Raw genomic sequence first — 14,947 nt, 5'->3', positions numbered from 1 at the left:
AGCTTCGCGCGCCTGTGGGCGCCGCCGAAGTCTGCGAGCTTTTAAGGCTGAGGGAACGGACTTGGAATTATTTTTCTCCAGTTCTTGACATGCCTTTCGAACCAGTCCAGAATTGCGTCCATTCCTGCTTAGGGAACACGAAAACCCCTTAGATTTCAAAGGGTTGGAAGCTAGATCAGAATCTTGTTTCCAGATACGAGTTTACACGTTTGATGTTGTTTTACTGACATCAGATGTTTGAGGCCGAATAGCAAAATGGTTATGCAGTGGATTGCAAATCCACCTACGCCGGTTCGATTCCGACTTCGGCCTCCACTTTAAACGAGCTCCGTAGATCCATGATCTACGGAGCTTTTTTATTTTCGCAGTCCTGCAAGATTTAGTCTTGAAAAGGATCTTTGCGAACTTGCTTCACCGGGGCGGGATGTATATATTTCCCCCTCTGTTGCACAAGCGTCAGAACGGCCAGATCGTTATTGGTCAGTTTTTCAGACGGCTTTACCGCGCTACCGCCCGAATGGCGAAACTGGTAGACGCATGGGACTTAAAATCCCCCGCTCGTAAGGGCGTGCCGGTTCGATTCCGGCTTCGGGCACCATGAATATCAAGGGCTTGCGTGAGGTTCCTCATGCAAGCCCTTATTTCGTTTTCCGCAATCAAAAATCTTTTCCCAAATCCTCACCTCGTAACGCATTCAGGACCAGCGAGAAAGCTGGAGTCGGCAAACGACGGCTTGGGTAGTACAGGTGATAACCCGGGAACAAGGGACACCAGTCTTCCAGTACCCGCACCAGGCGACCCTCCTCAATGTGCGGGGCAAATTCTTCCTCTGGCAAATAGGCTATTCCCAAGCCGTTCACTGCCGCCGCCGGGACATGTGCGCTGGTGTTCACAATGATCTGGCCTGCCACACGCACGTTGATTTTTCGACCACGTTTTTCGAATTCCCAGGCGTCAACTCCGCCAAGGGTTGGATAGCGTATGTCGATGCAGGCGTGATTCACCAGATCCTGTGGTTTCTTCGGCATGCGGTTGCGCGTGAAATAGGAGGGCGATGCTACGGCAGCCATCCTGACCTCGGGTCCGATTGGTACGGCAATCATGTCTTTATCGACAGTGTCGCCAAATCTTATGCCTGCATCAAAGCGATCGGCCACGATGTCCCGGAAGCCGTAATTGATATCAAACTCAACCTTGATGTCAGGGTATTCAAGGAGTAGAGGAGTGAGTCGCGGAAGGAGGATCGTCTTCAGAACAAAATCGCCGCAGGTAATGCGTACCGTACCGGCAGGCTTGTCACGAAGCTCAGTCAAAGCATCGAGCTCGGACTCAATCTCGTCGAAACGGTGACCAATGGCTTGCATCAGGCGTTCGCCCGCGCTGGTCGGTGAGACGCTACGCGTGGTGCGCGTAAGCAGGCGAATTTTCAGCCGCTTTTCAAGCGCGGAAACAGTCTGGCTCAGGGCGGACTGCGTGACACCCAAGTGGGCGGCCGCTCGGGTAAAGCTGCCCTCCCTTGCGACGGTCACAAAGCCCAAAAGATCGTTCAGATTATGTCGCGGCATCGAAATCTGCCTGTTGTGATTGATTAGCTGTGCTTATAACTTCAAGAAGCTTTCATTAGCTTATCAAGCATGATGCATCCCCGGAGAATAGGGCAAGCCTCACCTGTAGTCACAGGCAGGGCTCGTACAATCCGCTGATTCAGACCGGCAACCACGGCGATCAGCATCTATTCACTGATGGGAGCAACTCATGAGAAAACTCGTTATTTTGCTCGGCCTTCTGATGGCGTCGCTCTCCGCACTGGGGGCAGACATGTCTAACGGAGCCGATAACTTTTACAAAAGTGAGAAGGTCACGATGCAACAGGTGACCTTCAAAAATCAGTACCAGATGAAAACGGCAGGGAATCTGTTCGTTCCCAAGGATCTGAAACCAGGCAGTAAAAGCCCGGCGATCATCGTTGGCCACCCCATGGGCGCGGTCAAGGAGCAGAGTTCGAACCTGTATGCCCAGAAACTGGCAGAGCAAGGTTTTGTGACCCTTGCCATTGATTTGTCGTACTGGGGCGAAAGTGAAGGGCAGCCACGCAATGCGGTTTTGCCCGATATCTATGCTGAGGATTTCAGCGCAGCTGTTGATTACCTTGGCACGCAGACGTTTGTGGACCGGAATCGGATGGGTGTCTTGGGCATTTGTGGCAGCGGAAGCTTTGTCATCAGTGCTGCCAAGATCGACCCTCGGATGAAGGCGATTGCGACGGTCAGCATGTACGACATGGGCGCGGCCAACCGAAACGGCTTGAAGCATTCCGTCACTGTCGAGCAACGCAAGCAAGCCATCGCCGCTGCCGCCGAGCAGCGTTATGTCGAGTTCACCGGTGGCAAAACCAGGTACACCAGCGGAACGGTCCATGCGCTGACGGAAAAATCCAACCCTATCGAACGTGAGTTTTACGATTTCTACCGCACGCCGCGTGGTGAATTCACCCCCAAAGGACAGTCACCGTTGCGGACCACTCACCCGACGCTGACCAGCAATGCCAAGTTCATGAATTTCTATCCCTTCAACGATATCGAGACAATCTCGCCGCGCCCAATGCTGTTCATCGCCGGTGAAAATGCTCACTCGCGTGAGTTCAGTGAAGAGGCTTATCGACTGGCGGGTCAACCCAAAGAGCTTGTCATCATTCCAGGTGCGGGCCACGTGGATCTCTATGATCGGGTCGGTCTTATCCCGTTTTCCAAGCTGGCCTCGTTCTTCCTGACCCATCTTAGATGACATTGATCATACCCACCCAGGCAGCCAGTCGACAGGTATGGGGCGCAGTCCTGGCGATGTCGCTGTGCGCCTTCGCTCTGGTGACTTCGGAGTTTCTGCCAGTGAGCTTGCTCACGCCGATTGCGAACGATCTCGCGCTGACCGAGGGGCAGGCCGGACAGGCGATTTCCATTTCCGGCCTCTTCGCGGTCATCACCAGTCTTTGCATTTCCTCAGTCATTCGCCGGCTCGACCGAAGACCCGTTTTGCTCTTCCTGACAGCCTTGATGATTGCCTCGGGCACGCTCGTCGCCTTTGCCCCGAATTACTCGGCACTGATGGTTGGTCGAGCCATTTTGGGGATCTCTATTGGCGGCAGTTGGGCAATGTCGACTGCCGTCATGATGCGGATTGCACCTGAGAGCTTCGTACCGAAAGCCATTGCTTTGATCCAGGGTGGTACGGCACTCGCCACTGCAGTTGCAGCACCCATTGGCAGTTTCATGGGCGGGCTGATCGGCTGGCGAGGGGCGTTCTTTTGCGTGGTTCCGCTCGCTGCTTTGGCGCTCTGTTGGCAAGCATTCACCTTGCCGAAAATGCCCGGTCAAAATGAGTCTGGATCTGCACTTCGAGTGTTTCGGCTGTTAGGTAACGCCAACGTCTCGCTAGGCATGGCCGCAGTGGCATTTTTGTTCATGGGGCAATTCGCGCTATTCACCTACCTGCGTCCGTTCCTGGAGTTGGTGACTCGCGTCGATGTTTCGGGGCTTTCCCTGCTATTGCTGATTATAGGAATGGCCGGATTGGGTGGCACTCTGGTGATCGGCTCGGTCTTGAACAGAAGTCTTTATCGGGTGCTGGTGATCATTCCTTTCCTGATGTCGGGCATTGCGGCGGCTCTGGTGGTCTTTGGCAGCTCGATGTGGACGACCGCCGTTTTGCTGGGTATTTGGGGGCTGATTGCTACATGCGCGCCTGTGGGCTGGTTTACCTGGCTGTCACGCACACTTCCACGAGATGCCGAAACCGGAGGGGGGTTAATGGTCGCGGTGATTCAGTTGGCTATCACACTGGGTGCGACATTGGGTGGGTTGCTATATGACGCAATGGGTTATCAGGCTACGTTCATCGCAAGTGGAGTATTTCTTTTGATAGCTGCCGCGCTCGCACTGTTCGTGTCGCGATCGGATCCGGCAAAGGTTCGGGCGCTGCGCACCTCCCCATGCTAGCCATCGCGAGACGGGCTCGCATGGCGAGCGATGCGCAATGCACAATCGAGGTCTTCGTTACTGCTCAAGCATCAAGCTGCACCAAATGATGATCGGCTGTTTCAGCAATACTTCCGGTAGCAACTGTTCCGGTGCCGGTATGTTGCACGAGGGCTGCTCTTCTGGTTCAGGTGCCGGCGTCTGATGCTCGGCAGCATGCACGTTATCCGCTGACATTTTTTTAGGGCGCTTGGTTGATCGTTATGGTGACTTTGCCTTTTGATTTGCCCTGTTCGACATACCGCAACGCTTCTGCCGTCGATTCAAAAGAGAAGGAGCGGTCGATGACGGGCTTGATCACTCCAGCTTCAATGAGGGTGGTGATGTTTTGTAGTTGTGCGCCATTTGCGCGCATAAACAAAAATGTATAGCTGACACCATGCTTGCGCGCTTTTCTTCGAATACCGCCGCTCAGCAGACGCATGACTTGCCGCAGTGCCCAGGATAAACCTTGTTCAAGGGCGAACTGCGCTGTCGGCGGCCCCGAAATGGAAATGAGCTGGCCGCCAGGCTTGAGCACCTTCAATGATTTCTCCAGTACATCGGCACCGAGGCTGTTTAACACCACGTCATAGCCGTGCAATTCGCTTTCAAAATTTTGCTGTTTGTAATCGATGACCACGTCCGCCCCGAGTGCTTTCAGCCAATCGACATTCGACGTGCTGGTGGTCGTCGCAACAAAAGCTCCAAGGTGTTTGGCGAGTTGAATGGCCAGGGTGCCGACACCGCCGGATCCGGCGTGGATCAACACTTTCTGGCCCTTTTTCAATTGAGCGGTTTCAACCAGTGCCTGCCAGGCAGTCAAAGCGACCAAGGGAATGGACGCGGCTTCGGCCATGCTGAGATTCAAGGGTTTGAGCGCGAGTGCGTTTTCGTTCACGGCAATCAGTTCAGCAAACGTGCCGATCCGTTTCTCGGGAGGACGTGCATAGACTTCGTCCCCTGGCTTGAACCGTTTCACCGCCGCGCCTGTACGAACCACGACGCCGGCAAGGTCATTGCCCAGGACCAATGGAAATGAATAGGGCAGGATCATTTTGAATTCGCCCGTCCTGATTTTCGAGTCCAACGGGTTCACGCTTGTGGCATGCACTTGAATCAGCACGTCATGGGCACCTACCGTAGGGTCGGGCACTTCGCCAATAGCCCCGTTCCGTTTGCCATAGTGATCGATAAAAAATGCCTTCATGATGCTGCTCTTGTCTGTTGCAATGAGGAGCCCCGACCACCTTGATCTTGATGCAAACAAGGCGTCGAGGCTGTCAGGCGTTGAGGTCTTGCGCGACGAATCCGCCGAGTGAGAAGCCGAGCCAGGTCAACGGGCTTGGTATCGTTGCGCGACAGCGGACTGCCTGATCTGCGACAGCAGACCCTGACGGGCTGTTTGCAGGACATCCCAACGCTCACTTTCCTGCAGTGGTGGGATGGTCACCGGCTCGCGACGGTCGAAGCCGACCAGCGCCGCATCCACCAGATCACCCACCTCCATGATTTCGCTCAAGGTGTTGATGTCGATACCGGCGCGATCCCAGATCTCTGTACGGGTGGCGGCAGGTAGTACGGCTTGCACATACACACCTTGGGGCGAAAGCTCCAGGCTGAGGCCCTGGGAAAGGAACAGCACAAACGCCTTGGTCGCCCCGTAGACCGACATGCCGAACTCCGGAGCCAGACCGACCACCGAACCGATGTTGATAATCGCGCCGTTACCCGCTCTGGCCAGACGCGGAGCAATAGCACTGGCCAGGCGCACCAGCGCAGTCGTGTTCAGGGCTACCAGATGCGCGACGCTGTCAGTGCTCTGCTCGATGAAGTTACCGGCCTGCGCGGCACCGGCGTTATTGACGAGGATGCCAATGCTGGCGTCATCGCGCAGACGAGCTTCGACGACCGTCAGGTCGCTGAGTTGGGTCAGGTCCGCTTGCAGCACATCGATGGTGACGTCATGTTCGCTGCGTAACCTGGTTGCGAGCGTTTGCAAGCGCGCCTGATCTCGGGCGACCAGAATCAGATCATGCCCGCGTTGGGCAAAGCGCTCGGCGTAAACAGCGCCGATGCCGGTGGAAGCGCCAGTAATGAGAACGGTGGGGCGAATGGTCATGGCCTTCTCTCTTTTCAGGGACATCGATAGAAATTGATGCGCGAAATCACGGGTGATGCATGGTTCGCGCTAAGTACGAAGCCTTCACCCACACAGTTGCGCGTCAAGGGAGTGAGTACTTGCATTTAGGATGATGATCGAAATCTAAACTGTCAACGTAATTTGATTACGCTCAACATCTATGTATCATTGGCGCATGATTTTTGAGCAGAACACGAGGTGTGCACGTGAGAGTGACCAAGGCCCAGGCGCAAGCAAATCGGGAGCACATCGTCGAGACGGCCTCTGTGCTGTTTCGCGAGCGAGGTTTTGACGGCGTGGGCGTGGCGGACCTCATGGCGGCTGCCGGGTTCACCCACGGAGGCTTCTACAAACATTTCGGCTCGAAGGCTGACCTGATGACAGAGGCATCCGCCAACAGTCTTTCCCGATCGTTAGCCAATGCCGAAGCGCTCGATGTTCAAGGATTCATCGATGTGTATGTATCCAGGGCTCACCGGGACGACCGCAGCGGCGGTTGCACCATGGCTGCATTGTGTGGCGACGCTGCGCGCCAGCCGGATGCGTTGAAAGCGGCATTTGCCGATGGGATTGAACACATGCTGCAAACGCTGGGAAGTAAGTATCCAACTGCGCCAGATGCGCCGCCCGGGGATGCGAGAGTGAAGATGATCGACATGCTGGCGCATGCGGTAGGGGCGATCATATTGTCGCGTGCTTGTCCGGACGACTCTGCGCTGGCTGATGAAATACTCGAGGTTTGCCACGCTCGTATGACTGCATCTTTACCTGTTCAGTCGGAAACTTAGGACCTGCTCGATTGATCGTTTTGGCTATGCCTGCGATGGGTGGTGTCAGCTCTTAAAGCCGCTATTTCTGCGTCCACTTGCCACCCGCGGTCTCGCAATCGATCCTGGCCTGCGGCAGGTTCTCGACGCTGTAGTAATAGGTGATGACCTGGGCATTGTCGGGAATGTTCAGCGGTTTGCTGTTCTTGTCCTTGCTTATCGACTGAGGGTTGGCCAGCGCCTCTGCAGTCAATGTACCCAGGCAGGTGGCCCGATAGTGATCGCTGCACTGGGCAACTTTTTTCTTGGTGCTGGTCAGCATTTCCTTGCTCTCGTTGCTGCAGGACCAATCGATAGAGTCCACCGGCATGCCTTCGTACTCATAGCAGGAGTGTGTTTCGATCACGGGAACGGAAGGGCTTTGGGAGCGGGTCTTGACGTCGCATCCTTGTGCCATCACCCACGTGGGGCACAGGCAGACGATCAGAAGCCCAAGCAGTCTACTGTTCATCGGTATTTCCTCTCCTATAGCGCCCCTGTCGGGGATGGAATTCAGCTACACGAAGGGCTGGCCGGTGAAACCACGCGGCAGTCTTTGCAACCCGGGCATTTCGATCAGGCGCTGGGTCCAGGCTGCGCGCCAGTCATTGGCAGTGTGGGTGGCTTTGGCCTTGCGTGCGGCGCGACGGGCAGCGTTGCGTTCGGCTTTGCGTGCTTCTTTGAACGCATCGGTGTTTCGGCAGCTTCGGCATTTCACGCGGGTCAGTATTCGGCTTGAAGTCAGATTGCTGCCTTTATGTCCGCAGGCCAGGTGCCCGCCGACTTTGAAGTGAGTGACCACGAGGCATCTCCTTCGTTATGTGTAATCGTTCGACAGACGGGCGAGGGCGTTCGTTCGCTATATAGCAGGCAAAAAAAAAGGCCCGCATGCGGGCGGGCCAGAGGGATTTCTTGAAAGGAGTGGATGCACTGTAGGGGATGAGTTGTGAAGGCCGTGTGAAATGGGGAAAGACGCCAACAAAAAAATCCCGGCAAATCTGGCCGGGCGGATGTGTGGGGCATACAGACGGGCAGGCATGAACCTGGCGACGATGGTTACCGTTCAGTGCCCTTGATAGGGCTTCGTGCTTGGCTCAAGTATTTGGGCCTACTCATCTGAACCGAGGAAGCGGCGGCTCGACAGATTTCAGTGAAGACAGGGCGCTGCGAATCTGCGGCGTGTCTTTCTCGATGTCATTCAGACGATCGCGAATCCTGAGGGCTGTCGGATGCCCTCCTTGATTATCAACCCAATCGGCGATTTCCTTGCAGGCAGCGGCTAGGCGCGCCTGACGGGAGTCAAGCAGGGTAAGCAGGGTGGTGATGGACTCTTTCTCGGACATGACATACACCTCCGTTCAAAGAAATCGGGTAAAGGGCAACAAAAAGCCCGCGGGGAGCGAGCTTTCTGCCGATGGGTCGCCGATCCTTCAGCACCTTTAAGTATAGACCCGGAAACAAAACAGACCAGCTTCAGGCCAGCCGGGATTTCGGCGAGCTGACCGCGTTAAGCCGCCGACATTCGCGCGCGGCATCCTCTTCAAGATCGAAGCCGTCACCAATGAAGCCGCGAGTACGGGTATCGGCGATGCGATACCAGACGGCAGCATCGGGTGGCGGGTGATCAGCTTCTCCGGCCCGGCGGCCATGAATGATGATCTTGTTGCAGCGCTTCACAACGAAAATGTCTTCCATGGCGTCACCCGAAGCTATTCGTGTTCAGGTCAAGCATAGAAGCCCTTTGCAATCACGCAAAAAAAGGGCAGGTCAGTTCGTCGGTTTAGTTCGCCTCGAAGAGCGCTTAGGGTGTTTCAGCCGTCTCGATAAGCTTCTCCAGAAGCACAGCCAATGCGACTTCTTCTGCCCTCAACCTTTTACGCCCTCTGGATCGCGGCAGTTTCGATAAGGCGCCCTGCATGAAACCATCGACAACCGCCGGATGGATGTAGCACTTGCGGCAAACCGCTGGAGTGTTACCCAGCTGCCGGGCGACGTTCTTGACCATTTCCACGACATGCCGCTTCGCGTCGGCTTCCGATTCCCACTGCAACTCGCGCAACACCGCCAATGCCAGTGCACTGCCAGCCCAAGTGCGGTAGTCCTTGGCAGTGAAATCAGCGCCGGTCAGCGTCTGCAAGTAGGCGTTGACGTCGGAGGAGCTGATGGTGTGCCGCGCGCCGTTTTCATCCAGATACTGAAAGAGATTTTGCCCGGGAATCTCCAGGCAGCGCTTGATGATCCGCGCCAGGCGCCGGTCCTTTACGGTGATCTGGTGCTCGATGCCACTCTTGCCGCGAAACTGGAACACAATCGCGCTGCCGTTGACCTCGACGTGGCGGTTGCGCAGGGTCGTCAGGCCATATGAGCGGTTGTCCCGGGCGTATTGGGTGTTGCCGACCCGGATCAGCGTCGCATCGAGCAAGGTAATCACTGTGGCCATGACCTTGTCGCGGCTGAATCCGGGGGCCGCCAGCAGAGTTTCAAGCTGTTTGCGCAGTTTCGGCAGGGCCAGGCCGAAGTCCCGCAAACGCGAGTATTTGTCAGCATCGCGCACTTCGCGCCAGCGTGGGTGATAACGGTATTGCTTGCGACCACGAGCGTCGCGGCCGGTAGCTTGCAGATGGCCGCGTGGGTCGGGGCAAATCCACACATCGGTGTAGGCGGGGGGCACCGCGAGTGCATTGATCCGTTTGATTTCATCCGGATCGGTAATGCGCTGACCCGCCGGGTCGAAGTAGCAGAACTTGCCGCGCAGAAGCTTGCGGGTGATGCCGGGCTGGCTGTCATCGACGTAATGCAGGTCGGGCGGCAGAACATCGGGCAACGCGGTATCTGGCATGTCGGGCAATCCTGGGCGACGAATCATGGGGGCGTTAAGCCATTGACCACGCGCCATCGTCGGGGTGCCGACGGATTCAGGCCAGAACCGCCACCGCTTTGATTTGCGCCCAAAGTTGCTGCCCGGGATGTACGCCCAGTTGATCCCGGGAATAACGGGTAATTCGCGCCAGCAGTGGTGTGCCCGCTGCGTTCAGGCGGATCAGCACGTGGGCGGCGTTATCGGCAGCGATTTCACTGATCACTGTGACCGGCAGGCGATTAAGAATGCTGCTTTGCTCCACGCCTTGCAGGCTCAGGCTGACATCCCGCGCCTGGACCTTGCAGCGCAGTGCCTGGCCCTCGGCCATCGATGAATGGGCAACCCGAATGCTCAGCTCCGTGTTGGGCAGCTGCAAGGTCAACAATTGATAGTCAGCGTCATAGGTTCTGACATGCCCTTCGATCACCACGCCGGCATCGTCGCCCAGCGCCAGCGGCAGATCGAGCCGGGCCAGGGTTTCGCCGATGGCGCCGCTGGCCAAAGCCTTGCCGTTGTTGAGCAGAACGAGGTGGTCGGCAAGCCGCGCGACTTCATCCTGGGAATGGCTGACGTACAGCACGGGAATATCCAGTTCGTCATGCAGCCGTTGCAGGTACGGCAGGATTTCGTTTTTACGCTGGGTATCGAGCGCCGCCAGCGGTTCGTCCATCAACAATAGTTTCGGGCTGGTGAGCAGGGCGCGAGCGATGCCGATCCGCTGGCGCTCGCCGCCAGAAAGGTTCTGCGGATCGCGCTCCAGCAAATGGCCGATCCCCAGCAACTCAGTGGCATGGGCCACGTCGACCCGCCGCTGTTGGCGAGGAATGCGCTTGAGACCGAACTCAAGATTGCCCCGCACCGATAAATGTGGGAACAGACTAGCTTCCTGGAAAACATAACCCAGGGCGCGCTTATGCGGCGGGACGAAAATCCGTTTGTCGCTGTCCTGCCAGACTTCATCGTTGACCTGAACAAAACCCTGCTCGGCGCGTTCCAGCCCGGCGATGCAGCGCAGGCACGTGGTTTTGCCCGAGCCGGAATGGCCGTAAAGCGCCGTCACCCCTCGGCCGGGCAGTTGCAGGGCGACATCCAGGGAGAATCCCGAATAATTGAGTTTCAGGCGCGCATGAATCATCGATCAGCTCCAGACCGCTTTGGTTTTACGGCTGGAGTAGAGCGCCAGCAATACCACAAACGAGAACACCAGCATCGCCCCGGCCAGCCAATGAGCCTGGGCGTATTCCAGGGCTTCGACGTGGTCGTAGATCTGCACCGAGACCACGCGGGTCTTGTCGGGAATGTTGCCGCCAATCATCAGCACGACGCCGAACTCGCCGACGGTGTGGGCGAAACCGAGAATGGCCGCCGTGATGAAGCCGGGACGGGCCAACGGCACCACTACACTGAAGAACGTATCCCGGGGATTGGCCCGCAAGGTTGCAGCCACTTCCAGTGGGCGAGTGCCGATGGCGGCAAAAGCATTTTGCAGGGGTTGGACCACGAACGGCATCGAGTACAGCACCGAGCCGATCACCAGCCCCGCAAAACTGAAGGTGAGGGTGCCGAGGCCCAGCGATTGGGTAAATTGACCGATCCAGCCGTTTGGACCGAGCGCCAGCAACAAGTAGAAACCGATCACTGTCGGCGGCAGCACCAAGGGCAGGGCAACGATTGCTCCGATAGGGCCGCGCAGCCAGGACCGGGTACGCGACAGCCATAACGCAATCGGAGTGCCGATGACCAACAGTATCGCAGTCGTCAGGGACGCCAGTTTCAGGGTCAGCCAGATTGCTGAATAGTCGGCACTCGATAGCGTCATTTAGAGTTGGTAACCGTAGGATTTGATGACGGCGGCGGCTTTTGGGCCTTTGAGGTAATCAACCAGTGCCTTGGCGGCGGGGTTGTCCTTGCCCTTATTGAGGATCACCGCGTCTTGTTTGATCGGATCATGCAGATCGGCCGGAACGATCCAGGCCGAACCGCTGGTGACTTTGCCGTCTTTGTAAATCTGCGACAAGGCCACAAAACCGAGTTCGGCATTGCCAGTGGAAACGAACTGGTAAGCCTGGGTGATGTTCTGGCCTTCGACGAGCTTGTCTTTGACCTTGTCGGTCAGGCCCTGCCTGGCCAGCACTTGAGTGGCAGCCAGGCCATACGGGGCGGCTTTCGGATTGGCGATGGACAGATGCTGATACTGTTTTTCGCTCAGCACCTTGCCCTGGGCGTCGACATAACCGTCCCTGGCCGACCACAGCGCCAGGGTGCCGACAGCGTAGGTGAAGCGCGAGCCTTTGACCGTGTCGCCTTCGGCCTCGAGTTTTTGCGCAGTGGCGTCGTCTGCCGAGAGGAACACTTCGAACGGCGCACCGTTCTTGATCTGGGTATAGAACTGGCCGGTTGCCCCAAAGGAGGTGACCAGTTTATGCCCGGTATCTTTCTCGAAATTAGCCGCGATGGTTCGGATTGGCGCAGTAAAGTTGGCGGCAACAGCGACCTGGACTTCATCCGCCCGAACGGAGCCGAAAACAAACACAGCGATCAGACACGCGGGGGCAATACGTGAGGCAGGAATGAACATGGAGCGGCTCCGTGGCAGGCGAGTGAAACGCTATATAGCGGAATATATAGCGATTAGCCTGTAAACGGAACTTGCCGGATGCAAAGCGCAACATTGGCACCGGATTGTGGCGAGGGGGCTTGCCCCATTGGGCTGTGTATCGGGAGGCCGTTTAACACAATCCCTGTGGGAGCGGGCTTGCCCGCGATAGCGGTGAATCAGACCATTTAAGTGTGACTGACAGGGCTCTATCGCGGGCAAGCACGCTCCCACAGGTTCTGTGTCTAGCGGTGGGTTAGTTTTGCCAGCGCCTCATCCGCCAACCGCCGGGTCAGCTCTGCCGAAGTCATTTCAACCCCCAATGTAAACGCCTGCCCAGCCCATAGATTGCTGAAATCCGCTTCTCCTTTGGCCCGCAACGGCATCAATGCGCCACCCGCCAGGGGAAAGGCAGGCGCCTTGTCACACATCGGCCCCAGTTCACGCATCACCCGATTGAGAATCCCGCGCGCCGGGCGCCCGGTGAACAGGTTGGTCACCGCCGTTTCGCTTTCCTTGGCCGTGCGCAACGCCTTGTGATGAGACGCGCTGACCTTGGCCTCCGGCGTGAACAAATAAGCCGTACCCACCTGGACCGCCGAAGCACCCAACAGAAAAGCCGCCGCCACGCCCCGCGCATCTCCAATCCCGCCCGCCGCAATCACCGGCACGTTCACCGCATCGACGATTTGCGGCACCAGGGCAAAGGTTCCTACCTGGCTGCTCAGGTCATCACTGAGGAACATCCCCCGGTGACCGCCGGCCTCGTAACCCATGGCGATGATCGCGTCGCAGCCATGTTGTTCCAGCCAGATGGCTTCTTCGACGGTGGTCGCCGAAGAGAGAATTTTCGCCCCGGTAGCCTTTACCCGATCCAGCAGGGACTTTTCCGGCAAGCCGAAGTGAAAACTCACCACTTCAGGACGAAATTCTTCGAGGACTTCGCAGGCTGCATGATCGAACGGTGCACGATTGGACACTGGCGTCGGCGCGTCGAAATCGACACCCAATTCCCGGTAATACGGTTCCAGCAGATTCTTCCAGTCCCGGGCGCGTTGCTCATCGGGCAGTGGAGGTTGATGGCAAAAGAAATTGACGTTGAGCGGGCCCCGGGTGTGTTGGCGAATCGTCCTCAGCTCTTCACGCAGTTGCTCAATACTCAACATCGCGGCGGGCATCGAGCCCAGGCCGCCAGCGTTGCTCACCGCAATCACCATGGCTGACGTCGTCGCGCCGGCCATGGGAGCCTGGATGATCGGCAGTTCGATCCCGAGCAAATCAAGAATGCGGGTGTCTGGCCATTGACTCATGTGCAGTGTTCTCCGACGTCGGTAGAAGCGAATTTGTATCAGTAATGACTGACGCAAGGCCAGTCGAGTTTGAAGATTGGCTTAAAGTCGGCGGCGGCGATGTGTGGTCTATCTTTGCATCCAGGGCTCAGCCACGTTTTCACGTTCCAGCAACTGACGCTTGCGCTCCACACCCCAGCGATAGCCCGACAGGTTGCCGTCGCTGCGCACCACGCGATGACAAGGGATTGCCACCGCCAAGCTATTCGCACCACAGGCCTGGGCCACGGCGCGCACGGCTTTCGGTGCGCCGATGCGCTGAGCGATATCGGCATAACTGGCGGTGCTGCCAGCGGGAATGTCCCGCAGGGCTTGCCACACCCGCTCCTGAAACGCCGTGCCGCGTACATCCAGCGGCAAGTCCAGGCCCAGGGCCGGGGCCTCGATAAAGCCCACCACTTTAGCGATCAGCTGTTCGAACTCATGATCGGCGCCAATCAGGTTGGCGCGCCGAAACTTGTCCTGCAGGTCACAGACCAATTGATGCGGGTCGTCCCCCAACAGAATCGCGCAGACGCCGCGCTCACTTTGCGCCACCAGAATCGCTCCCAGAGAACACTGGCCAACGGCAAAACGAATGTCGTTGTTCTGCCCGGCCGCACGGTAATCGCCGGGCTTCATGCCCAGCACTTGATCCGCGGCTTCATAGAAACGACTGTTGGAGTTGAATCCGGCGTCATACAGCGCATCGGTGACCGTACCGCCGTCCGCCAGACGCTCGCGAACCTTGCGTGAGCGATGGGCGGTGGCGTAACCCTTGGGCGTCAGGCCGGTGATAGATTTGAACACACGATGGAAGTGGAAACTGCTCAGGCCGGCGGCCTGCGCCAGTTCATTCAGCGCCGGCAGCGTCTCGGCGGATTCGATGTGGCGGCATGCAGCGGCCACCGTCGTGGCGTGTTGTGCGGCGACGTCGCTTTGATCTTTCGCGGCCCGTTTGCTGGGGCGATAACCCGCTGCCTGAGCTTGCTCGGCGGTGTCGAAGAACTCGACATTCTGCGGCTTCGGCAAGCGCGCCAGGCTGCTGGGGTTGCAATAGATACCGGTGGTTTTCACCGCATACACAAACTGGCCGTCGGCGCGGGAATCGCGTGCGATCACGGCAGCCCAGCGAGGATCGTTCTCGGTAGCGATTGTTGTCGATTGAGTTGTCATGGCTTCATGTCCGTTGACCGTTTCATGC

General features: G+C 57.4%; 16 protein-coding genes and 2 tRNA genes. 5 read left to right on the top strand and 13 right to left on the bottom strand.

Going from position 1 to position 14,947, the window contains the following annotated elements:
• The first annotated feature begins 241 nt into the window (after positions 1 to 241).
• Positions 242 to 315 (top strand) — tRNA-Cys (locus FHW68_RS18030).
• Between the two features lie 196 nt (positions 316 to 511).
• Positions 512 to 598 (top strand) — tRNA-Leu (locus tag FHW68_RS18025).
• Between the two features lie 58 nt (positions 599 to 656).
• On the opposite strand, the gene FHW68_RS18020 is transcribed toward FHW68_RS18025, so the two are convergent.
• Entirely contained in the window at positions 657 to 1,565 is a 909-nt protein-coding gene (locus FHW68_RS18020) for a LysR family transcriptional regulator (protein ID WP_183681926.1), read from the bottom strand.
• A 190-nt stretch (positions 1,566 to 1,755) separates the two neighbouring features.
• Here FHW68_RS18020 and FHW68_RS18015 point away from each other — a divergent pair, with 190 nt between their 5' ends.
• Both FHW68_RS18015 and FHW68_RS18010 read left to right on the top strand, forming a co-directional pair.
• Positions 1,756 to 2,784: an alpha/beta hydrolase gene (locus FHW68_RS18015; RefSeq protein ID WP_183681924.1), complete on the top strand. Its 1,029-nt coding sequence runs from the start codon at positions 1,756 to 1,758 to the stop codon at positions 2,782 to 2,784.
• Positions 2,781 to 3,992 (top strand): MFS transporter, encoded by a 1,212-nt coding sequence (locus FHW68_RS18010; protein WP_183681920.1) that lies wholly within the window; start codon positions 2,781 to 2,783, stop codon positions 3,990 to 3,992. Before FHW68_RS18015 ends, FHW68_RS18010 begins: the two co-directional genes overlap by 4 nt.
• Positions 3,993 to 4,212: 220 nt before the next feature.
• On the opposite strand, the gene FHW68_RS18005 is transcribed toward FHW68_RS18010, so the two are convergent.
• A complete protein-coding gene (locus tag FHW68_RS18005) occupies positions 4,213 to 5,220 on the bottom strand; it encodes an NADP-dependent oxidoreductase (RefSeq protein WP_183681918.1) in 1,008 nt (335 codons plus the stop codon).
• Positions 5,221 to 5,346: 126 nt separating this feature from the next.
• Positions 5,347 to 6,132 (bottom strand): SDR family oxidoreductase, encoded by a 786-nt coding sequence (locus tag FHW68_RS18000; RefSeq protein ID WP_095631072.1) that lies wholly within the window; start codon positions 6,130 to 6,132, stop codon positions 5,347 to 5,349.
• A 227-nt stretch (positions 6,133 to 6,359) separates the two neighbouring features.
• Here FHW68_RS18000 and FHW68_RS17995 point away from each other — a divergent pair, with 227 nt between their 5' ends.
• Positions 6,360 to 6,941: a TetR/AcrR family transcriptional regulator gene (locus tag FHW68_RS17995; protein WP_095631071.1), complete on the top strand. Its 582-nt coding sequence runs from the start codon at positions 6,360 to 6,362 to the stop codon at positions 6,939 to 6,941.
• Between the two features lie 61 nt (positions 6,942 to 7,002).
• On the opposite strand, the gene FHW68_RS17990 is transcribed toward FHW68_RS17995, so the two are convergent.
• From FHW68_RS17990 to ada, 10 genes are all read right to left on the bottom strand, one after another.
• Entirely contained in the window at positions 7,003 to 7,431 is a 429-nt protein-coding gene (locus FHW68_RS17990) for a hypothetical protein (protein ID WP_095631070.1), read from the bottom strand.
• Between the two features lie 45 nt (positions 7,432 to 7,476).
• Complete coding sequence (locus tag FHW68_RS17985; protein WP_095631069.1) at positions 7,477 to 7,761, bottom strand: hypothetical protein; 285 nt, start codon at positions 7,759 to 7,761, stop codon at positions 7,477 to 7,479.
• 310 nt (positions 7,762 to 8,071) lie between these two features.
• Positions 8,072 to 8,302: a hypothetical protein gene (locus tag FHW68_RS17980; RefSeq protein ID WP_095631068.1), complete on the bottom strand. Its 231-nt coding sequence runs from the start codon at positions 8,300 to 8,302 to the stop codon at positions 8,072 to 8,074.
• A gap of 130 nt (positions 8,303 to 8,432) precedes the next feature.
• A complete protein-coding gene (locus FHW68_RS17975; RefSeq protein WP_095631067.1) occupies positions 8,433 to 8,654 on the bottom strand; it encodes a hypothetical protein in 222 nt (73 codons plus the stop codon).
• 106 nt (positions 8,655 to 8,760) lie between these two features.
• Positions 8,761 to 9,798, bottom strand: a complete 1,038-nt coding sequence (locus FHW68_RS17970; RefSeq protein ID WP_183681915.1) for a DNA topoisomerase IB — start codon at positions 9,796 to 9,798, stop codon at positions 8,761 to 8,763.
• A gap of 76 nt (positions 9,799 to 9,874) precedes the next feature.
• Positions 9,875 to 10,954 carry a molybdenum ABC transporter ATP-binding protein gene (gene modC / locus FHW68_RS17965; RefSeq protein WP_183681912.1) on the bottom strand — a complete coding sequence of 360 codons (1,080 nt, stop codon included), beginning with the start codon at positions 10,952 to 10,954 and terminating at the stop codon, positions 9,875 to 9,877.
• Between the two features lie 3 nt (positions 10,955 to 10,957).
• Positions 10,958 to 11,638 carry a molybdate ABC transporter permease subunit gene (modB, locus tag FHW68_RS17960; protein WP_095631064.1) on the bottom strand — a complete coding sequence of 227 codons (681 nt, stop codon included), beginning with the start codon at positions 11,636 to 11,638 and terminating at the stop codon, positions 10,958 to 10,960.
• A complete protein-coding gene (modA, locus tag FHW68_RS17955; protein ID WP_183681909.1) occupies positions 11,639 to 12,397 on the bottom strand; it encodes a molybdate ABC transporter substrate-binding protein in 759 nt (252 codons plus the stop codon).
• Between the two features lie 263 nt (positions 12,398 to 12,660).
• On the bottom strand, positions 12,661 to 13,725 hold the full coding sequence (locus tag FHW68_RS17950) for a nitronate monooxygenase family protein (protein ID WP_183681906.1): 1,065 nt from the start codon (positions 13,723 to 13,725) through the stop codon (positions 12,661 to 12,663).
• Between the two features lie 108 nt (positions 13,726 to 13,833).
• The gene (gene ada / locus FHW68_RS17945; protein WP_183681902.1) at positions 13,834 to 14,919 is read right to left on the bottom strand and encodes a bifunctional DNA-binding transcriptional regulator/O6-methylguanine-DNA methyltransferase Ada; all 1,086 of its coding nucleotides are present in this window, start codon (positions 14,917 to 14,919) and stop codon (positions 13,834 to 13,836) included.
• Positions 14,920 to 14,947 lie beyond the last annotated feature (28 nt).

Origin of the sequence: Pseudomonas sp. Tn43 (genome assembly GCF_014192635.1) — a bacterium.
Taxonomy (GTDB): domain Bacteria; phylum Pseudomonadota; class Gammaproteobacteria; order Pseudomonadales; family Pseudomonadaceae; genus Aquipseudomonas.
Note: the sequence above shows the minus strand (reverse complement) of the source record. Positions and strands in the feature narration are given on the sequence as shown.